The sequence below is a fragment of the Natrinema salinisoli genome (assembly GCF_020405205.1).
In the GTDB taxonomy this organism is placed as follows: domain Archaea; phylum Halobacteriota; class Halobacteria; order Halobacteriales; family Natrialbaceae; genus Natrinema; species Natrinema salinisoli.
In genome coordinates, this window is sequence record NZ_CP084469.1 from 2834776 (window position 1) to 2854807 (window position 20032).

A 20032-nucleotide genomic window follows, 5' to 3' on the forward strand; every position below is an offset into this window, starting at 1 on the left:
GAAATTTATTTATCCACAACGGAAACGTAAAAGTTCCGACCGGAGAGTGTGAGCGTATGCAACTCGAGGTGATCGGCGTCGGGGGGGCGGGTTGTCGAATCGCCGATGCGATCAGAGCCGCGGAGCCGGCGGAACACTCGTTTCTCACCGACGTGTTCGCGTTCGATACCGACGAATCGGATCTGGAGCGCGTCGTCGTTCCCGAATCGCATCGCCACCGGTACGGTGGGGGAACCGGACTCGAAGATGGGGACGATCTCGAGGGGAACTTCGAACAGGGATTCGAGATCGGTCGGGCGGCGTCCGACGAGCTCCTGGCAGTACTGGATCGCGGGACGCCGTCCGCTGCCGACGCGTTTCTCGTCGCCGTCGGTCTCGGCGGTGCAACGGGCGGCGGAACGGCACCGGCGCTCGTCACCGCACTACAGCGACAGTACGACGTCCCGGTGTACGTCCTCGCGACGCTCCCGGCCGACCGGGAGTTCGATCCCGACGCCGACACGGCCGGAACCGGACCGCACGCGGGGACGACCGCGAGGAACGACGGCAGCGGGGTCCCGCGACCGAACGCCGCGACGAACGCGATCATCGCGCTCGACCGACTCGACGGGCTCGCGAACGCGATCATCCTCTTCGACAACGAGGCGTGGCTTCAGCCCGGCGAGACGGTCGCCGACGCCCGCAACCGCTGTAATCGGGAGCTGGCGGCGCGAGTGGGAGCCATCTTCGCCGGCGGGGGAGCCGGATCGGGCGAGACGACCGCCCAGAACGTCGTCGACGCGGCCGATATCAACCGGATCCTCGGCAACGAATCAGCCATCGTCACACTCGGGTACGGAGACCAGGACGCCGACACGGGCGGCTCGCGGTTCGGCCTCGGCCTCGTCTCCTCGGAGCCGGACGTCGACACGGGTGAGGCAGTCAGCGCCATCGAAACCGTCGTCCAGAAGGGGATTCGCGGCAAGCTCACCCTCCAGTGCGACCCCGAGACGGCCGAGCGCGGGCTGTTGATCGTCGGCGGCCCCCCGGCGTGGCTCAACCGCCGGGCGATCGCGGAGGGGCGCGGGACGCTCGAGTCGACCGTGGGTGAGAACGGCGTCCTCGGCGGCGATGCGCCGCGACCCGACGGTGAGTCGGTCTTCGCGGCGGTGGTACTGGCCGACGTCGAGTCCGATCGAGTCGCGGAACTGCGGGCGGCAGCAGACGCGGCGCGGTAGTGCGGGCTCGTACTACGCGTCGAACTCCTCAAGGAACCGCTTTCCTAACACGACCTCCGTTCCGGCGAGCCCGACCGAACAGAACAGCGTGAGATCGTTCTCGTCCGTGCGGCCCTGGTCCGGATTCTCGAGCACGTCGGCGAGTTCGACCATCCGCTCGCGGTCCTCGCCCGACGCGACGTACGGCCGGTCGTAGGCGTCGACCTGCGGCAGCGAGTCGGTCGCGACGACGTCGGCGCGGTCGACGACCGCGAGCGGGAGTTCGTGGCCGTCTTCGAACCGCGGCCCGATCGTCGTGACGTGGGTCCCCGGCTCGAGCCAGTCGGGATCGAACACCGGGTCCTCGCTGTTCGTCGCACAAACGAGCGCGTCGGCCTCTCGGACGACCGGTTCGGGGTCGTCGACCGCGCGGACGGCGGAGTCGACGTCGGCATCGACCGTTTCTGCGAAGGACGCGCGGCTCTCGGCGGTCGGACTATACACCAGCACCTCCGCGAAGTCCCGAGCGGCACACGCCGCGCCGACCTGCGCTCGAGCCTGGAACCCCGACCCGAGAATGCCGAGCGTCTCGCTGTCCGCGCGTGCGAGGCAGTCGATCGCGACGCCGCCGATCCCACCGGTCCGGAGGCCGCCGATCGCGTAACCGGCGAATAACCCCTCGAACGTCCCGGTGCCCGCGTCGAAGACCGCGACCAGTTCCGTGTGGCCGTCGCCGTCATCGGGGTGCGTTTCGTAGACCCGAAACCCCGCCGCGCTGGTCGGCCCGGTGGCCGCCCCCGCAGTGAAGACCAGGTCCCCCTCGCCGGCGCCGACGCGCCAGCGCGGCGGGGCCTCAAGCGTTCCCGCGGCCCGTTCCGCGAAGGCGTCGCGCATGGCGTCGACGACCATTCCGTAGTCGAACTGCGAGTAGACGTCGCCGTCCGTCAGAATCGGAAAATCGATCATAGGCGGATATCTGTCGGAGCGGCCATAACAGTACGCGACTTCGAAGCGATCGCCGGAACCGTCGAATCAGGGAATTTCGTCCACGGCACTTCGTAGCTCATCGGTATCGACCCATTCGTAGGCGCGGTCACCGGTCAGGAGGAGTTCGACGTACGAGGCTGCCATCCCGTTGGCGTAGCGCTCGCGCTCGGTCTCCTCGTCCGAATACCGTCGTTTCAACACCCACGCTTTGTCGCGGTAGGAGGGAGAAAACAACAATCCGAGCTCCCAGACGTAACCGCCATCGAAGTCCTCGATAACGGCGACGATGTGTGTCGCCCGTCCGCAGAGTATATCGAACACGCGAGTCCACAGCTCTATTTCTTCGGGCGTCAGCCCGAACTCCTCGAGTTGCATGGCGACCGCCGGTGGATCACTCCGGGAATCGAGGCGGTCGTACACGATCTCGCGTCGCGTTGCGGCGCCCGTTTCACCGCCCGCTCCCACGACCAGATAGCGACGGTCGTAGCCCCTGATGCGATCCATCTGCGCGCCGTTCAGCAGATCTTTGATCCGCTGGTGCTCGCTCGGGGTGAGGCTCACTCCCTCGATTTCGGCCATCAGTTCGTCTTCGCCCGGAATATCGCCTGCATCAGCCTCACCAGTGTCGAATCCGCCGTCACCGGAATCCATTATCGAGACATCGTGTTGCAAACAATATCAATTATCCGATTACCGTTCGTTTAATCACGCATCTATTTGTGGTACTAACCTCATCTGAATGCGAGTGTTTATGCCGATGGCGCTCGAAGGAACACGTATGAGGCCTGAGACAACGGTAGCCGACCCGTCCCAGGGAACGCAACAAGCCACCGACGAGGGGTTCGATACGTGGCGGGCGCTCCAGAAGGCCACCGACAAAAAACGGGCCGATATCCTCGCGGATATCGTCGGGCATCCCGAGGGAGCCCCGAGCGTCGAGGAACTGGATTACATGAATCCGCCGCTCAGTGACGACGCGATCCGCCGGCATCTCACCGCGCTGAAATCGGTCGGTGTCGTTCGAGAACTCGAGTTCGAACCGGGCGAGCGGCTTCGAGACTATCCTTACAAGTTCTACGAACTCACCGACGCGGCCCGCGACCTGTTCGATCGGAACGGTCTGTTTCCGGTAGACGCGTGGCAACGTCAGTATCAGGCCGTCGAGAAGACGGCGCGGATTCGCGAACTCGAAGAGATGCCTCGTCCCGACGCCTGAACGACTCGGTTCGTCGACAGTGCCGCTCCAGAGCGACGAAGCCGAAGGCTTTTGCGCGCTGCCGAGCCAAAACGGAATAATGACCGGAGACGACCCACTCGAGGAACCCGAGTCAGGGGAACCGACGACTGGTGAACCGCTGACAGACGGCGGGGCTGCAGGTGCCGACGATGTCGCGCTGGACCCCTGGGGATCCTCGAGCGTCTCCGACTACCGGAAGCTGTTCGAGGAGTTCGGCATCGAGGAGTTCGACGAGGTCCTCGAGCAAGTGCCGAACCCACACTACCTGATGCGCCGGGGCGTCATCTTCGGCCACCGCGACTACCGACCGGTCGCCCGGGCGCTACAGAACGACGACCCGGCGGCCGTCCTCTCGGGGTTCATGCCCACCGGCGATCCTCACATCGGCCACAAGCTGGTCTTCGACGAGATCATCTGGCATCAAGAGCAGGGGGCCGACGCCTACGGGCTGATCGCCGACCTCGAGGCCAACTCCGCCCGCGGGCTGAGCTGGGTCGAGATCGACGAGCACGCGCGAAATTACCTGCTCTCCCTGCTCGCTCTCGGCTTCGATCCGGAGGAGGGCGAACTCTACCGCCAGTCGACAAACCGCGAGGTCCAGGATCTGGCCTTCGATCTCGGCGCGGAAGCCAACTTCTCGGAGTTCCAGGCGATCTACGGCTTCGACGGCGAGACCGACGTCTCCCACATGCAGTCGGTCGTCACCCAGATGGCCGACATCCTCTACCCGCAACTCGAGGAACCGAAGCCGACCGTGATCCCCGTCGGCCCGGATCAGGATCCCCACGTCCGACTCGCCCGGGACCTCGCCGAGCGGATGCGCTTTTTCAAGGTCTCGGAGGCCTACGCGAGCTTCGAGCTCGAGGACGACGAGCGCGCCCTCGTGGCCGAGTTCTACGAGCGGCTCGACCCGGCCGAGTTCGACGACGACGACCTGCGCTGCGTCCACGTCGCGGAGGCGCTCGAGGAGACGCCGCTATCGGAACTCGAGGCCAGCGCCGACACGCTGAGTTCGGTGCTGACGAAGCTGAACGAGGCCGGTATGGAGCCGATCCGACCGCGAACCCGCTTTTTCGACCGGCGAGCGACCGACGACGCGTTCGACGCCCTCATCGACACCATCGAGGGCGAAAAGCGGGTCTACGAGAGCCACGTCGACGCGTTCGAAATCGACCGCGCCGAGGCCGAGGAACTCGCTCGCCAGGTCGAGGTCGACAACGGTGGCTACGGGTTCCAGCCCCCCTCTTCGATCTACCACCGATTCATGACCGGGCTGACCGGGGGCAAGATGTCCTCCTCGATCCCCGCGAGTCACATCTCGCTGCTGGACGACCCGGAGGACGGCTACGACAAGGTGAAGGCGGCGACGACCGGCGGCCGGGAAACCGCCGAGGAACAACGCGAGAAAGGCGGGAAGGCCGACGAGTGTCCCGTCTACGAACTCTACGCCTACCTGCTGGCCGGCGACGACGACGAGTTCGCCAAGCGCGTCTACGACGAGTGCGTCGGCGGCGAACGCCTCTGTGGTGACTGCAAGGAACAGGCCGCGCAGTTGATGAAGGACTTCCTCGCGGAACACCAGGAGAAACGCGAGGAAGTCGAAGACCTGCTCGAGAACGCGGACATCGAACTCGAGTCGCCGCGGCGTCGCTGACCCGACGGCGGGACCACGGTACCGACGAGTGCCGACGACCGGTGACCGATCCGAATTCTTTCGGCACCTATTGGAGTTAGGTTTAGCGGCTGGAGAAGATATTTACGCCCTCTCACGAAACGGTGGGTCACGATGGCCCGGCACCCCCGTGACCCGGACGACGAGCGATTGGTCTGTGCCGACGTGCTCGGCGCGTTCGGCGTCACGGCGGCGGACATCAGGCGGGAAGAGGTCAGCGACGAGCGCCTCGAGGCAGTGCTGGCCGAGGTGCTCGCGGACGAGGTCGACCGGACGTCGGTGCTCCGCCGGACGATCACCTGGGGCGACCGCGGCTTCGCCTGTCCGCCGCGGTACTCGCGAGCCGACCTCGCCGGCGAACTCGAGGCCGTCTTCGACGCGATTGGCTGGTCGTTCACGGTCGATCCGGCGGCGGAGGGACTGGAACTCACCGGGACCGATCCGCGCGGTCGGACCCGCGAGGCGACGGTCACCTACCCCGACACGCCGCTGGGAGATCACAACCTCCCCGCCGTCCTGTGGACGATCAACGAGACGATTCTCGCGGGGACGGGTGCCCGATTCGCCCTCCTCTCACCGGGTCGGAAGCGCTGGCGTGCCGGGCTGATCGAAGAGAGCGAACTCGAGCGACTCCGCGATCACTACGGCCCGCGGATCGCGGCGTTCGATCGGCCGCTGTGTCCCGAGGGCGGACTGGCGGCATACGTTTCGACGGAGATAGCCGACGACGCGACCGGGACCGCCGGCGAGAGTCCCGAAAACGGAGGCGATGACGGCGATCCGTGGCCGTCGTGGGCGCTCGAGCGGGACGCTCCTCGATCGGCGGACGCGACCGGGAACGATGAATCAGTCAGCGACGAATCGGGAAGACGAGCGCCGACAGTGCGAAGTATAGGGTCGACGAGCGACGGCTCGAGCGCCCACGACGGCTTCGAACTTCGAGGTTCTCCCTCGGTGTCGCGGAGCGACGACGAGGGCGAGGACGAGAGCGACGTCAGGACGGAGACTGACGACCGAACATCGACCGCGGACGAGTTCGGATCCCTCTCGGGGACCAGTACGACCGCCCGCGTCACGAACGACTCGTTCGGGACCGACGTCGACTGGCAGTCCGAAGACGACCGCTATCAGGCGCTCGGCGCAGCGCTCGGCGCGGGCGGCAGGGTCTCCGTGCGCGGGCTGCTCGAGGACGACGAGTTCCTCCCCGAATTGCCCGCCGTCGAGCCCGAGGAGACCCGCATCGAGTTCGAAGACGAGTTCGATCCCGAGGCCGTTTCCGAGGCGGCCGCAACCGCCGAGGAGTCCGGGTTCGAGTGGGTCGACACCGGGTCGGTCGAGCGGACGCGGGTCTCGAACGGGTAGTGTTACTGGCCGTCCGGGGGAGTCTCGGTCGATCGGCTTCCTGACGCGTCGGACGGGGTCAACACCGGTACCTCGACAGTGACGACCGAACCGCTCGGTTCGTTCGCTGCGAACGTCACGGAACCGCCGGCGAGTTCGGCACCCCACTTGGCCAGCCAGAGGCCGAGCCCGCTCCCGTGTTCCAGCGGCGTCTCGGTCCCGCGTTCGAGCGGCGACCGTTCGTAGTCGTCGATACCGGGGCCGTCGTCCGCGATCCGGACTCGGACCCAGTCGCCGTCCCGCTCGGCCTCGATCCGAACGGAGGGTGCCGAGCCGGAGTTGTGTTCGACGCCGTTTTCGATGAGATTCTCGAAGACGGGCTCGAGGACGGTAGTAACGTAAATCTCGTCCAGATCCCGCTCCCGGTCGATGCGGGCAGCCGGATACTGCTCGCGGACGGTCGCGATGCCATCGTCGAGAAGCGATGCGAGCGGGACGGGATCGGCCGGTTCCCGTCCGCGTTCGAAGAGTTCGATGGTTTCGCGGGCTTTCGTCGCCAGTTCGTCGATCCGACTCGCACTGGCCGTGATTTCGTCGGCCACGCCCCGACTCTCCTCGTCCGCGAGGAGTTCGGCGTAGCTGCTGATGACGTTCGTTTCGGTCCGGATGTTGTGCCTGAAGACGCGGTTCAGGACTTCGTGGCGCTGTTGCTGTCGGACGTGTTCGCTGACGTCGTGAAACGTGATGACGTGACCGATCGTTCGATCGTGAACGTCGGTAATACGAGTCGCCGTCACGTCGTACAGCCGGTCGTCGTGCGGACTCCGGAAGAGGCGTTGTTCCGAAACCGATCCGTCCGTCGGGACGAGCGACTCATCCGGGACGACCTCCCGAAGCGGCCGACCGAGCGCGCACCGGGGCTCCGTTCCGAGAAGCGCTGCACCGGTTTCGTTGCTATCGACGATATGATCGTGTCCGTCCGTGACGATGGCACCGTCGGGCATCCGCTCGAAGAGCAGTCGGCGCGCCCGCGGGTTCGGCGACGGACTCATTCCGAAGAGTCGGAACCGAGTGAGAGCCCCGAGATAGGCGACGCCGGAGATCGAGAACGCGACCGGCGTGGGATCGAGCCCCGGAAGCGGAACGGCGTCCATCAGAAAGAGGACGTTGCTCACCCACGGTGCCAGGATGCCGACGAGGAGCGCCGCGCTCTGGCCCCGGAACGGCAGGGAATCGTTCCAGATCAACCCGAGGAGCGGAACGGACCCGAGCAGTCCGAGCAGGTACGTGTAGGCGGTGATGACCCAGAACCAGGGACCGGGGCTCCGATCGAGCAACGACAGCCCGCCCTCGGTGACCAGCCTCGAGTCGGTATAGAGCAGTGGATTATCGGTGAGTGCGAAGACGACGGTGAGCAGCGGCACGAGCGAGAGGAGCGCCACGTAGCGCGGCCGGACGTACCGATCGCGACCGGTGTACTCCAGGGAAAAAAGCACCCAGCCGACCGGAATGGTCACGACGCCGATCCACCGGAGGTTCGCCCAGAAGACTTTCGCGCCGAGCGTCGACGCCTCGAGGTCGAAGATCAGGAAGGCCGACCACCAGCATTGACCGGCGAGCAGTACGACGAGCGGCACTGCCCCCGGTTCGGGTCGTTCCCGCCAGGCGATGAGTGCCGCTGCCGTTCCGATCGCAATTGTTACAAGTAAGACACCAGACAGAATAGGAACGAATGCCACCGATATACGGTAGATATCGCTGATAGATATTAAGCGTACGGGGAAGCCGCTTCACCTCGAAATATGTTCGATATCCGATATATGTCAGGGGGACAGTACGACGACCGTAACGACCACGAAGACGACGAGATACTCGCACTCGGCTGCCTTCGCCAGTAGTCGCGCGTTTTCCGACCGGTCGAGCAGCGACGTGACGCCGATCGAGTAGGCGATTCCGGCGAGCAGTGCGATCCCTAGTTGGGCGGGAACGTGTCCGAAATGGACTGCGAGCATCACGAGTACGGCCGTACTGCAATCGATCCCGAAGAGGATCCACCGCGTTCGATCCACACCGACGACGACCGGAATCGTCAGTACGCCGATCGCCCGGTCGCCCTCGACGTCGCGGACGTTCGGGATTTCCGTGTTCGTGAACACCCGGAGGAAGAAGTACGCGAAGACGATCAGCGTCCGAGTCGTCACGACGCCGTCGGCGAACGCGAGGGGAAGGAAGGTCAGCGTCACCGCCCACGCGAGCGCGACGACGATCGTGTTGACGAGAAAGACGTCTTTCAACCGCCGGACGCGCGCACCGGTTCCGGGAATCCAGTCCGTGGCATAGCACACCCAGAGTGCGGCCGGAAACAGGGTTATCGCGAGTGCGACGGGCCCACCGAGCACGGAGAGCGCGACGGCGAGTCCGTACGCGACCGACGCCGACACGTAGAGCACGTCCCGATGACTGTCGACGAACGCTGCCTGTTCCGGATTCGACACCGCGTCGGTATCGGCGTCCGCGAGCCTGTCGTTGGTATAGACGGCGAAGACGATCAGTCCGACGACGAGCGCCGCGGGACTCGGCGGCAGCGAGAGGAGTACCGAAACGACGACCACCTCGGCCATCGCGATCAGCGACAGATACGCCGAACTGTACACCAGCGCGTTCCACGCGCGTTTCGAACTCGAGGGAAGCCGAGCGAGTACCGCGCCGAGGAGCGCGGCCGTCGTGCTACCCTCGTCTGCGAGCGTGTAATTTTTTCTACTCATTTTTCATTAATATTTTGAAGTGACCGTCTACCGGCCACTCCGCGCCGAATGTTCTGCAGTACTGACCGATGTAAGTGCGGGCTACAGCGTCGCTACATAACCAGTCGTGAGCGTTCGGACCACCGGTCGGGAACGATTCGGAACGGACTCGTCGATGTCGAGAGACCCCAGTTCGAGCACGTCGCACGACGCAATCGGGCTGAGAGAGCGCAGTAACGGGTCGCAACCGATACCGACGGTTCGCGCACGGGAGCCGTCTCGAACATAAGGTTTTTGCGCTATCGTCGAGACGCGAGACGTATGACACCCGGATCCCACGGAGTCGGTGTCGACATCCAAAGACAGCGAACGCGGTCGGGATTCGGCTTCTTCTTCGCCCGGTAACCCGGGCCGGTGGATCCGCGAGCGCTCACACCGGGCGCTCGCGGCGAAACCGACCGTTCGAGGTCACGGCGGGACTCGGTCCCGCGCAGTATCGGAACCGCTAACTGACCGACACGCAGGCATACGAACAAGCGAATGCAACTTCCAGCACAACAGGTCGCGGTCCTCGAGGCCGCGAACGCGGACGAGGCACTGTCCGTCGACGCCCTCGCCGCGGCGACCGATCTCCCCCCGGAAACCGTCACCGGGGCTGTCTTCGAACTCGAGGACGAGGGACTGGTCGCCGTCAGCGAGCGGACCGACGAAACGGTCGCACTGACCGACGAAGGGCGCGAGTACGTCACCGACGGGCTCCCCGAAGTTCGGCTCTACGAGGCCGCGCTCGAGGCCGGCGCCGACGACGACCCCGTCTCGATGGGGCAGGTCATCGGCGCGTCGGGACTCGAGGGCGGCGCGGTCGACATCGCGCTCTCGAACTACGCGCGCAAGGGGTACGGTTCCATCGACAGCGGCGAGATCACCGCCGATTCCGACGCGGATCCGGACGCCGATGCGGAGGCGAACGCGCTCGAGGCGCTCGCAGACGTCGACGACGCACCCATCGACAGCGTCAACGCGGATTCGGAGACGCTCGAGTCGCTCGAGCGGCGCGGGCTGCTCGATCGACACGAGTCGACAGTTCGGGAGGTTACCTTGACCGAGCGCGCGGTTACGGAGCTGATGGCGGGGATCGAGACGGCCGAGACGGTCGGACAGGTGACCCCCGAACTGCTTACCAGCGGAGAGTGGGAGGACGTCGAGTTCGCCGAGTACAACGTCGAGGCCGACGCCGAGCGGTTCGACGGCGGCAAGGTCCACATCCTGCGACAGACCGCCGAGCGGGTCAAAGACACCCTCGTCGGGATGGGGTTCCAGGAGATGGACGGCCCCCACGTGGACGCGGACTTCTGGATCAACGACTGCCTGTTCATGCCGCAGGATCATCCCGCGCGCACGCATTGGGACCGGTTCGCCCTCGAGCAGCCGACCCACATCGACGAGCTCCCCGCTGACCTCGTCGAGCGCGTCGAGCGCGCCCACAGGGAGGGCGTCGGCGAGGACGGCGAGGGCTACCACTCGCCGTGGGACGAGGACTTCGCCCGCGCGCTCGCGCTTCGGGGACACACCACCTCGCTGTCGACCCGGTACCTCTCGGGCGAGGAGATCGGCGACCTCGAGCCGCCACAGCGGTACTTCAGCGTCGAGAAGGTCTATCGAAACGACACGCTCGATCCGACGCACCTGCTCGAGTTCTTCCAGATCGAGGGCTGGGTGATGGCCGAAGACCTCTCCGTTCGCGACCTCATGGGAACTTTCGAGGAGTTCTACTCCCAGTTCGGGATCACGGACATCCAGTTCAAGCCCCACTACAACCCCTACACCGAGCCGAGCTTCGAGCTGTTCGGCACTCACCCGACGACCGGCGAACTCGTCGAAATCGGCAACTCCGGCATCTTCCGCGAGGAGATGCTCGAGCCCCTCGGCGTCGAGTGTGACGTGATGGCCTGGGGACTGGCCCTCGAGCGACTGCTCATGCTGATGTACGGCTTCGAGGACATCCGGGACATCCACGGGACGCTGTGTGACCTGGAACTGCTGCGCGACACGGAGGTGACCTACTGATGCCCACGGTCGATATCGACCCCGACGAACTGCGTGACCTGACCGGTCACGACGAGAAGAGCGACGACGAACTGATCGACGACCTGTTCGGGCTCGGCCTCGAGTTCGAGGGTCGAACGGAGGAGGGCGAGTTCGAACTCGAGTTCGCGCCCGACCGGCTCGATCGGCTCTCCGTCGAGGGCGTCGCCCGCTCGATGCGCTACCAGTACGGCGACGCGCGCGGGGTTCACGTCCCCTCGCCGAACTCGCCGGAGTGGACGATCGAAGTCGCGGAGTCGGTCCCCGACGAGCGTCCGTACGTCACCGGCGCGGTCGTCCGCGACGTCAATCTGGACGAGGAGGCCCTCGAGTCCCTGATCCAGCTGCAGGAGAAGCTCCACGCGACGATGGGGCGCAAGCGCGCGAAGGGCGCGATCGGGATTCACGACCTGACGATGCTGAAGGGGACCGCCGCCACCGAAGGCAACCCGACAATTCAGTACGTCGGCGTCGAACCCGACGAGGACCGGTTCGTCCCCCTCGACTCCGATCAGGAGATGACGCCGGCCGACGTGCTCGAGGACCACCAGACGGGCCAGACCTACGCCGATCTCGTCAGCGAGTACGAGCGGTATCCGGCGATATACGACAGCATCGGGCTGTTCTCGTTCCCGCCGGTGATCAACGGCCGGCGCACCGAGGTGTCGACGGACTCGAGAGACCTGTTCGTCGAGATGACGGGCACCGACCAGTGGACGATCGACAAGATGCTGAACATCGTCTGCTACGCACTGTCGGCTCGAGGGGCCACGCTCGAGGAAGTCAAAGTCGAGTACCCCGATCACGAGCTCGTCCGCCCCGACCTCTCGATGAAGACGAAGACGGTCGCCCACGACCGCATCGAGACCATCCTCGGCATCGGGCTCGATCCCGACGAAGTGATCGACCTCGCCGAGCGATCTGGGCTCGAGGCTGAAAAAGAAGAGAGCGAGGACGGAAATCTCGTCTACGAAGTGACGATCCCGCCCTACCGCGTCGACGTGCTCCACCCGCTGGACGTCATCGACGACCTCGGGCGGGCCTACGGCTTCAACGAACTCCAGCCCCGCTACCCCGACGTGGGGACCGTCGGCGGCCGCCACGAGCGCTCCCGGCTCGAGCGCTCGGTTCGCGAACAACTCGTCGGGCACGGGTTCGAGGACATGCTGAACTTCCACATGATCAGCGAGGAGGAGAACTACGACCGCCTCGACGTTTCGCCCGGCGGTGACGTCTACGGCGCCGGCGAGGCCGCGACGATCAAAGAGCCCTACAGCGAGGACTTCACCATGCTTCGGACGTGGGTCATGCCCTCGCTGTTGATGGTCCTCGAGCGGAACACGCACCGCTCGTACCCGCAGAACCTCGCCGAGATCGGCTTCGCCGCCGAGGTCGACGAGAGCGAAAACACCGGCGTCGCCGAGAGCCGCCGCGTCGGGGCCGTCCTCGCACACCACGAGGCCGGCTACGAGGACGCCAAGGCCCGGCTGCAGGCGCTGGCCCGCAACTTCGACGTCGACCTCGAGACGCCTCCCACCGACCACCCGACCTTCATTTCGGGTCGAACCGCGGCGGTCGTCATCGACGGCGAGGAAGTCGGCGTCATCGGCGAGGTTCACCCGAAGGTGCTCGTCGAACACGACCTCGAGGTGCCGGTGTCGGCGTTCGAGTTCGACCTCGCGGCGCTGCAGTAGTACCGCGAGCGTAGCGAGCGGGTCTTTTTTGGTCCAGATTTTTGCGTCAGCGCGGGACCTTCGGTCCCGCGAGCCGTGCGAACGGACGCGAAGCGTCCGTGAGCAGAGAGTGGTGGCGAGCATCGCGAGCCACCCGAACGGAAAAAGGTGGGTGCGCGGCGTTCGAGTTCGACCTCGAGGCGCTTCGGTAGGGCCCGATAGCTCCCGATCGGACAGCGAACGCGTCGTTTGCTTCTACCGAATCTCGCCGATAGTCTTCACGAGCTCGCCATCCTCGTAGCGGCGCTGCTGGAATCCGAGCGCGTTACACAGCAGCGTATGACCCATGAACGAGACGGCGTAGTCCGCCATTCCGAAGGGGTGGAGTTCGGTCTGTCGGGCGGGCGGCAGCACCGATCCGAGGACGGTGATCTCCGCGTCGCCCGCCGAGAGCGTGCCGGCACCGACGCCGTAGTCGGCCGGAACGGGCTCGCCGTCGTCGACCTCCCATCGCGGGTGGGTGCCGGCGACGGAGCCGCCGGCCTCCCGGAACGCGTCGGGATCGACGGTCGTCGCCGGCTGGTCGATTGCCGTCGTGTAGCCGAGCTGTGACCCCTTCCAGATCTCTCGCTGCCGGGGTCTGATTCCCGCGAGCAGGGGATGGTCGAAATCCCGGTCCTCGAGGGTCGCGAACTGCATGTCGCCGTCACTGACGTCCTCGGGCGCGATCGAGGCGGCGTCGCCTACCTCGAGTTCGCCGAGCAGGTTCACACCGGCGTCCGTGAGCACGAGGTCGCCACCGAGTTCGACGAAGGTCTCGATCGCGCGCATGTACAGCGGGTGTTCGATGCCGTCGTCGTGGGAGACGACGAGTGTGTCGTACCGACACTTCGAGAAGTCGTCCCAGAACAGGCGACCGATGGCGACGTCCAGGACGGTCATCGCCTCGATCTCGCCGTCCTCGAGGAACGGCTCGAGGTCGTCGAAGAACCGCATCGGGTCGACGCTGTACTCGCGCTGTTCGTATCCGAGCACTTCCTCGGGGTCGGGAACGTCGCCGTCGGCGTCGATCATCGTCGTGGCGACACGAATCTCGGCGTCCGATTCGACCTCGATCTGCCACCGGCCGGATTGCGGGCGGCGGACGAAGGCTTCCTCGTAGTCGTGAGTTCGTGCCGCCGAATCCGTCGGATCCGCCTTCGCGGTGAGATCGATCTCCCGAACGACGGTTTCGTTTGGATTCCTGAGACGTATGGAGCCCTCGGTGGCGTGCCGGACGCCGTCGAACTGGACAAAGAGAGAGTGCGAAGAGTCGAACGCCTCCACCGTTGCACTCGACTGAGCTGACGGACCGGTGCCCATCACTGCGTGACTCCGTCGCACTTCGGTCGCGCGTTCCTGCCCGTAGCCCCCCTGTCCGGACTCGTCGTCGGTGTGGGGAAGATCAGCCGACGAGCGCGTGAGTTCGTCGCTGGCGACGTACGCGGTGTCTTGCCCGCCGGTCGCGACGGTCGCGCTCGTCTCGCGTGCGGTCAGTTCCGCGCAGGTTCGCATCGAGATCCGGTAGGCCGTGACGTAGTGGCGCGAGGAGTACGGTTTCCACTCCTTCTGGGCGGCGACCAGGTGGTTCGAGAGAATTACCTCGGGCGATACCGCGGTCGCCCCGAGCCCGCCGAACGCTTCGGGTTGGCCCGCCCAGTCCGCGAAGCCGCCGGTCACCTGGTAGTTGATCGAATCGTACGTCGTTCCCCAGTCGAAGAGACCGTCGTAGCTATCGCCGTCCGGGACGGCCTCGCTGCCGTCCTCTACCCACTCGTACATCTCTTCGATGGCGGTCGCGACGTCGTCTTCGATCGCGTCGATGCCGCCCCACTGGGCCTGCATCGCCTCGCCGATTCCGACGTTGATCCCGTCGAGGTGGTGTGTCCCCCCGTGATCGAGCGGCGCGTTCGTCTCGAGGTTGAAGACCGCGTGATCCGCGGTGTACATCCCGTGGTAGTCACAGAAGAACGCTACGTCGTCGTAATCGCGCAGGTGGTCGACGATGGCGAGCGCGTCCGGTACGAGATCGGAGTAGTCGTCGGGTGCACCGTCGGGTTCGGCCGGCCGGAAATTCGGATTCGTCCAGCCGATCGTCGGATACTGACGGTTGGTATCGATCGGCTGTTCCTCGAAAACGCTCGCGTTGCCGCGCTGGAAGTTGGTATCGTGGGCCTCGACCCACGGAATTTCGGTCTGGGGCTTCCGCGAAACCCAGCCGTCGGGGTTGGTGAACAGAAACACGAGGACGAGATCCTCGAGCAGCGGCTCGAAGTCGTCCGCTCGACCCGCTGCGACGTCCTCGAGCAGTCGGCACCCGCTCTCGGCCCCGGCGCGTTCGTCCCCGTGAATCGAGAGGGAGTAAACGACTTTCTCCTTCGACGCGAACGATTCCTCGTCACGGACGTTCGCGGTCACTTCTGCGAGATGGATTGGTTGCGGATCCGGATCCTCGCCGGTGAATCGATTGGACCAGCCCGGCGACTCGCCGATCTCCCGGACGCGGACGCGGTCGGGATGTTCCGTTTCGAGGTGCTCGAGCCCCCGACCGAGTTCCCCGTGCGAGACGTAGTTCCGCGCCTCCTCGACCGGCGGGAAGACGCCGTCGTCGTAGGGCGACTCGAGTTTCCACCACGGGTTCGCCCCGGGGGAGAAGTCCAGCCGCTCGATCCCGTCTCGCTCGAGGACGTCGGCCACCTCGTCCGCAGTGAGATGAGCGTGCGCCGCGGGCGCGGGCGACTCGCGGACGACCGCCTTCGGCGGCCGGCGAAGATCGGGGTCGGGGTCCGTCGGGTACGCGTCCGCGAAGGACTCGAGCGCGCCCTGGGTCGCGAACTCGACGACGGTCGCCGCCTCGTACTCCTCAGGCGTGTGGTTGACGACGAACGCGAGTTCGTCGGTCATCGCCTCGCCGCTGACGTCCGCGGTGGCGGACCCGGGGAGAGCGAGCGCGGCTCCCGTCGCCGCCGAGAGGGTCAGGAACGTCCGTCGATCGACGGCGCAGTCTGCGAACCTATCGTCCGAAGGGTCCTCGGTAGGATCTACAGTTCCGCTGCGACGATCATCAGACCGAGACTGTCCTGAATGGTTATTTTCAATAGGCATTAGTTATCGTGGCACTACCCACGCCAGTGGACAATCATGTTTTCGTATAAATAAGATGGGAAAGAAGATGATGTATCTGGAACGGGTATCGGTACTCGAGCGAACTGAATTTGCGCGAGATATCGCTCGAGGTCGGAGATCCGAACCGTAACGTGACCACTGTCTACGGAATCAGTCTCGACCAAGTGGGACGGTCCCGTCACCGCGGTTCCCGAACTCAACCGACTCCGTGGGGTTTCTTGAGGGGTACTGGTCCGCGGCTGTGGTTCAGCGTGTGCTACCGCGAGCGAGTGAAACGAGCGAGCGGGCCGACGACTGACTCGGAGCGAACGAAGTGAGCGGAGAGGAAGGAGGAGTGCTTTTGATCGAAATTTTGCCGAGGGTCGCCGAAGGCGGCCCGCAGAGCAAAATTTCGTTAGAACTCGTGTTCCACGTCGTCGTCGTCGGCTTTCTGGATGATTATTTTGCCGTCCCGGACTCGGACGAAGACTTCGTCGCCGATATCCATACCCGCGACCTCGAGTTCGTCCTCGTGGAGGTTGAGGTGGACGTTGTGGTAGTTACCGTCGTCGTCTTTCGCACCGCTTGGACTCAGCTTCTTTTTCCGTACCATCGCGGGATTCTATTGCGAACTTCGCCGTAGGATATACTTAAGTGTTTTCGACGCCCCAAATGGTGACTTCGGTACGCACACACCGGCCCGACAATCACGCGACGGCGACGAGCGGTAACTGCAGATATTGCGGTGATATGGTGTTCGCCCGTTACTTAAAGATACCGGCGCAGTCGGTCGATTTCCGGGGATATCTTTATGTCGGATCGTGTGCTGGGCTGACACGGAGGCGACAATCATGGTACGCGAAGACGGTAAACGGAACTTTGCACTGCGCGAATCGGGCGGTGACGAGTCGAGTGTCTTCTCGGGCAACACGCCCCGGCAGGCCGCACTCAAGGCCGCCCGCCGGCTCGAGCCGGGCTCGAGCGAAGAGGAAGCCGAACGAGTCGAACTGAAGCTCCGAGAGAAGGGGACGGATAAGGTGCACATCTACGACGGCTGGGCGTGGGAGGAGACGGCTCCCGACGACAAGCCCGACTGGATGCCAAACGAGATCACGGAGGCGAACGTCTCGAAAAAAGGAATCGACCACCTCGAAGAGTAAGTCGTCCGATCGGTAGCTTTCTCCGGAGCAGGTTCGATCGCGAGCGATGTCGTTCTATCGCCCTCGAGGCGTTGGTACGGCTGGAGGGCCTCGAGTCGGTAGCAGTCAGAGAACGCGACCTCGAGCAGAGAGATGGTATCGAACAGGTGAGACGGAGTCTATCCGATCGATCGTTTGCAGACACGGACCCTATTTTCAATAAGCAATATTTTTATGCGATATCTGCCCACATATACAAACATAATATGCGATAGTACTGGATGTATTTGGGAGTATTCTCCCACAGAGTTAGAAGATGCTAAGAAGTAGAGTTATACAGTAGTCGCCGGACCATCCGTGTGAGACATGTGGAAGAACGTCGAAGCAAGTCCCATAATACTGGTCAAGAACAGCTGTGTTTCTCGAGAAAAGAGAACGTTCAACTCGATCTTTTCGCTCGAGGTTTTAAAGGTAAAAGAAATTAGTTGTGGCGCGGTCGGAGGTGAACAGTCGTGATAAAAATGACCAAGTGGCGGACGCTGGTGCTGGCGACGATCGGGTTCAACTTCTCGTTCCTGATCTGGTTCTCCTTCGCCCCGTTCACGGGGCCGATGGCCGAGGAGTTCGGGCTCTCGCTGGCGGAGATCGGGATCCTCGCGAGCGCGGCGATCTGGCTCGCACCGTTCGGTCGGATCCTGACCGGCTGGCTCTCCGATCGCTGGGGCGCGCCGGCGGTGTTCGCCATCGTCCTGGCGTACGTGGGCGTGTTCTCCATCGCGAGCGCCTTCGCTCAGTCGTACACCGTCTTCTTCGTCACGCGGCTGATCGTCGCGACGGCGGGGATTACCTTCGTCATCGGCATTCAGCACGTCTCGGAGTGGTTCGACGAGGAACAACTGGGTACGGCCGAAGGCATCTACGCCGGCGTCGGCAACGCCGGTGCCGCCGGCGGCGCGCTCGTCCTGCCGCGCGTGTTCACCGAGAACTGGAGCGGCCCGATCTTCGAGACGAGCTGGCGAGCCGCCTTCTTCTACACCGGAATCGTCTCGATCCTGTTGGCGATCGTCTACTACACGATCGGCGAGGCTGCGAAGTCCGAGGAGCGCCGACGAGCGACCGCCGAGAGCGCGACGCTCAAACAGTGGCTCCACACCGCCACGCGATACGGGACGGTCGTACTCGCGCTGGCGTACGTGATGAGCTTCGGCCTCGAGCTCTCGATGAACGGCTGGCTCGCCACCTACTACCGCGAGGGATTCAACACGAACAACCTCGTCCTCGCGAGCACGTTCGCGGCGACGTTCTCGGTTGCGGCCGGTCTCCTGCGGCCGATTGGCGGCTACGTCAGTGACCTGCTGGCCCGCAAAGAAAAGAACATCCTGCCGGTCTTCACAGGTCGGTACCGCGAGCAGTGGACCTTCGTGACGCTGTGTTTCATCGTACTCGCGATGATCGGGATGAGCCTGGCGGGACTGACCGGCGAAGTTCTGCTAGCCGTCGCGGCCGGCTTCGTCGTCGGGATGGGCTGTGCGTTCGCCGAGGGCGCCATCTTCGCGCAGGTCCCGGCCATGTTTCCCGACAGTTCGGGAAGCGTCGCCGGCGTCGTCGGCGGCGTCGGCACGGTCGGCGGAATCGTCTACCCGCTCGTCTACGCCGTGCCGGTGATGCCGAGCCTCCACACCGGCTACTCCGTGGTCGCTGCGACGATGATCCCGATCGTCTTGCTGTGTGCGTGGGTCTTCCAGCCCCACGTCGCGGCTCGAGCGACCGACGACGGCTTCGTCGTCTCGAGCGAGGACGCGGCCGGAGCGCCGGCCGACGACTGATCGCCCCGGTGCCGGTCGACGGCTAACCGACCCGGCGCCGACTGCGACTTGACTCACTCCTCGCGGGACCCGACGGTCTTTTGACCCGTTCCCTGTTACCGAGGGGTAATGGCTGCAGTTACGCTCGGACCCGAAGGGACCTACTCTCACAGAGCGGCGAGTGCGGTCGCCGGCGACGACGAGATCGACTTCCGACAGTCGGTCACGGCGATCGTCGACGCCGTCGCCGGCGGCGAGTACGACCGGGGCGTCATCCCGATCGAGAACAGTATCGAGGGCAGCGTCACCGAGAGTCTCGACGCGGTCGCCGACTACGACGTCGCCGTCGTCCGGGAAATCGTCACGCCGATCAGACACGCCTTGCTCGCCCAGGGATCGGAGTTCGACACCATCGCCAGTCACTCGCAGGCGCTGGCCCAGTGTCGCTCCTACCTCGACCGCGAGTACCCCGACGCCACCCTCGAGGCCGTCGCGAGCACCGCCAAGGGCGTCGAGCTCGCACGAGACGACCCCTCGGTCGCAGGAATTGGCCATCCGGCGAACGCGGGTAACGGTATCGAGGTCCTGGCCGAAGACATTCAGGATCAGGACTCGAACGCGACGCGCTTCTTCGCGCTCGCGCCCGCCGAGGAGCGCTCGAAGGGCGGCGGCAAGACCTCGGTCGTGGTCTATCCGAACGCGAACTACCCCGGCCTGTTGCTCGAGCTGCTCGAGCCCTTCGCGGATCGCGATATCAACCTGACTCGCGTCGAGTCGCGGCCGAGCGGTCAGCGGTTGGGGGACTACGTGTTCCACATCGACTTCGAAGCGGGGCTCTACGAGTCGCGAACGAGCGAAGCGATCGGGGACCTCGAGGAGATAGCGGAGAACGGCTGGGTTCGGCGGCTCGGCTCGTACGATACCGAACACGTCGTCGAGTAGCGGACCCGGTAGCTCGGTGAGCGGGGAACTGCTCGGAGGGCGAAAGCAGAGGCTACGGAGAGGTGAT

The 20032-nt window shown here is 64.7% G+C and carries 15 protein-coding genes; 9 read left to right on the forward strand and 6 right to left on the reverse strand.

The annotated features are described in order from the left end of the window. Window positions 1-56: 56 nt before the first annotated feature. Entirely contained in the window at window positions 57-1217 is a 1161-nt protein-coding gene (locus LDB05_RS14080; protein ID WP_226004622.1) for an FtsZ/tubulin family protein, read from the forward strand. A 12-nt stretch (window positions 1218-1229) separates the two neighbouring features. Here the strand turns inward: LDB05_RS14080 and LDB05_RS14085 are convergent, their stop codons facing one another. Both LDB05_RS14085 and LDB05_RS14090 read right to left on the reverse strand, forming a co-directional pair. Beyond that, window positions 1230-2162 carry an ornithine cyclodeaminase family protein gene (locus LDB05_RS14085; RefSeq protein WP_226004623.1) on the reverse strand — a complete coding sequence of 311 codons (933 nt, stop codon included), beginning with the start codon at window positions 2160-2162 and terminating at the stop codon, window positions 1230-1232. 66 nt (window positions 2163-2228) lie between these two features. After that, on the reverse strand, window positions 2229-2834 hold the full coding sequence (locus LDB05_RS14090; RefSeq protein WP_226004624.1) for a DUF8170 family protein: 606 nt from the start codon (window positions 2832-2834) through the stop codon (window positions 2229-2231). Window positions 2835-2961: 127 nt separating this feature from the next. Here LDB05_RS14090 and LDB05_RS14095 point away from each other — a divergent pair, with 127 nt between their 5' ends. From LDB05_RS14095 to LDB05_RS14105, 3 genes are all read left to right on the forward strand, one after another. Continuing rightward, complete coding sequence (locus LDB05_RS14095) at window positions 2962-3399, forward strand: helix-turn-helix domain-containing protein (RefSeq protein WP_226004625.1); 438 nt, start codon at window positions 2962-2964, stop codon at window positions 3397-3399. A 79-nt stretch (window positions 3400-3478) separates the two neighbouring features. Further along, entirely contained in the window at window positions 3479-5074 is a 1596-nt protein-coding gene (locus LDB05_RS14100) for a tryptophan--tRNA ligase (protein WP_226004626.1), read from the forward strand. A 132-nt stretch (window positions 5075-5206) separates the two neighbouring features. Continuing rightward, window positions 5207-6454 (forward strand): hypothetical protein, encoded by a 1248-nt coding sequence (locus LDB05_RS14105; protein WP_226004627.1) that lies wholly within the window; start codon window positions 5207-5209, stop codon window positions 6452-6454. A gap of 2 nt (window positions 6455-6456) precedes the next feature. On the opposite strand, the gene LDB05_RS14110 is transcribed toward LDB05_RS14105, so the two are convergent. Both LDB05_RS14110 and LDB05_RS14115 read right to left on the reverse strand, forming a co-directional pair. Then, window positions 6457-8172 (reverse strand): sensor histidine kinase, encoded by a 1716-nt coding sequence (locus tag LDB05_RS14110; protein ID WP_226004628.1) that lies wholly within the window; start codon window positions 8170-8172, stop codon window positions 6457-6459. Window positions 8173-8256: 84 nt separating this feature from the next. Continuing rightward, window positions 8257-9198: a UbiA family prenyltransferase gene (locus LDB05_RS14115; protein ID WP_226004629.1), complete on the reverse strand. Its 942-nt coding sequence runs from the start codon at window positions 9196-9198 to the stop codon at window positions 8257-8259. Window positions 9199-9717: 519 nt separating this feature from the next. Here LDB05_RS14115 and pheS point away from each other — a divergent pair. Both pheS and pheT read left to right on the forward strand, forming a co-directional pair. After that, the gene (gene pheS, locus LDB05_RS14120; RefSeq protein WP_226004630.1) at window positions 9718-11244 is read left to right on the forward strand and encodes a phenylalanine--tRNA ligase subunit alpha; all 1527 of its coding nucleotides are present in this window, start codon (window positions 9718-9720) and stop codon (window positions 11242-11244) included. Then, window positions 11244-12956, forward strand: a complete 1713-nt coding sequence (gene pheT / locus LDB05_RS14125; RefSeq protein ID WP_226004631.1) for a phenylalanine--tRNA ligase subunit beta — start codon at window positions 11244-11246, stop codon at window positions 12954-12956. Before pheS ends, pheT begins: the two co-directional genes overlap by 1 nt. A 234-nt stretch (window positions 12957-13190) precedes the next feature. On the opposite strand, the gene LDB05_RS14130 is transcribed toward pheT, so the two are convergent. Beyond that, window positions 13191-16079, reverse strand: a complete 2889-nt coding sequence (locus tag LDB05_RS14130) for a M14 family metallopeptidase (RefSeq protein WP_226004632.1) — start codon at window positions 16077-16079, stop codon at window positions 13191-13193. A 415-nt stretch (window positions 16080-16494) separates the two neighbouring features. Next, window positions 16495-16692 carry a SymE family type I addiction module toxin gene (locus LDB05_RS14135; protein WP_006431836.1) on the reverse strand — a complete coding sequence of 66 codons (198 nt, stop codon included), beginning with the start codon at window positions 16690-16692 and terminating at the stop codon, window positions 16495-16497. 238 nt (window positions 16693-16930) lie between these two features. Here LDB05_RS14135 and LDB05_RS14140 point away from each other — a divergent pair, with 238 nt between their 5' ends. The 3 genes from LDB05_RS14140 to pheA all read left to right on the forward strand — a co-directional run bounded on the left by LDB05_RS14140 (window position 16931) and on the right by pheA (window position 19965). After that, on the forward strand, window positions 16931-17239 hold the full coding sequence (locus LDB05_RS14140) for a non-histone chromosomal MC1 family protein (protein WP_226004633.1): 309 nt from the start codon (window positions 16931-16933) through the stop codon (window positions 17237-17239). A gap of 500 nt (window positions 17240-17739) precedes the next feature. Next, window positions 17740-19044 carry an MFS transporter gene (locus LDB05_RS14145; protein WP_425498606.1) on the forward strand — a complete coding sequence of 435 codons (1305 nt, stop codon included), beginning with the start codon at window positions 17740-17742 and terminating at the stop codon, window positions 19042-19044. Window positions 19045-19152: 108 nt separating this feature from the next. Next, window positions 19153-19965, forward strand: a complete 813-nt coding sequence (pheA, locus tag LDB05_RS14150; RefSeq protein ID WP_226004635.1) for a prephenate dehydratase — start codon at window positions 19153-19155, stop codon at window positions 19963-19965. The last annotated feature ends 67 nt before the right edge of the window (window positions 19966-20032 follow it).

Bases quoted from the DNA above. Each gene is read 5' to 3' on its own strand.
- LDB05_RS14080 (WP_226004622.1), top strand. From the start codon at position 57: ATGCAACTCGAGGTGATCGGCGTCGGGGGGGCGGGTTGTCGAATCGCC.
- LDB05_RS14085 (WP_226004623.1), bottom strand. From the start codon at position 2,162: ATGATCGATTTTCCGATTCTGACGGACGGCGACGTCTACTCGCAGTTC.
- LDB05_RS14090 (WP_226004624.1), bottom strand. From the start codon at position 2,834: ATGGATTCCGGTGACGGCGGATTCGACACTGGTGAGGCTGATGCAGGC.
- LDB05_RS14095 (WP_226004625.1), top strand. From the start codon at position 2,962: ATGAGGCCTGAGACAACGGTAGCCGACCCGTCCCAGGGAACGCAACAA.
- LDB05_RS14100 (WP_226004626.1), top strand. From the start codon at position 3,479: ATGACCGGAGACGACCCACTCGAGGAACCCGAGTCAGGGGAACCGACG.
- LDB05_RS14105 (WP_226004627.1), top strand. From the start codon at position 5,207: ATGGCCCGGCACCCCCGTGACCCGGACGACGAGCGATTGGTCTGTGCC.
- LDB05_RS14115 (WP_226004629.1), bottom strand. From the start codon at position 9,198: ATGAGTAGAAAAAATTACACGCTCGCAGACGAGGGTAGCACGACGGCC.
- pheS (WP_226004630.1), top strand. From the start codon at position 9,718: ATGCAACTTCCAGCACAACAGGTCGCGGTCCTCGAGGCCGCGAACGCG.
- pheT (WP_226004631.1), top strand. From the start codon at position 11,244: ATGCCCACGGTCGATATCGACCCCGACGAACTGCGTGACCTGACCGGT.
- LDB05_RS14130 (WP_226004632.1), bottom strand. From the start codon at position 16,079: ATGCCTATTGAAAATAACCATTCAGGACAGTCTCGGTCTGATGATCGT.
- LDB05_RS14135 (WP_006431836.1), bottom strand. From the start codon at position 16,692: ATGGTACGGAAAAAGAAGCTGAGTCCAAGCGGTGCGAAAGACGACGAC.
- LDB05_RS14140 (WP_226004633.1), top strand. From the start codon at position 16,931: ATGGTACGCGAAGACGGTAAACGGAACTTTGCACTGCGCGAATCGGGC.
- LDB05_RS14145 (WP_425498606.1), top strand. From the start codon at position 17,740: ATGACCAAGTGGCGGACGCTGGTGCTGGCGACGATCGGGTTCAACTTC.
- pheA (WP_226004635.1), top strand. From the start codon at position 19,153: ATGGCTGCAGTTACGCTCGGACCCGAAGGGACCTACTCTCACAGAGCG.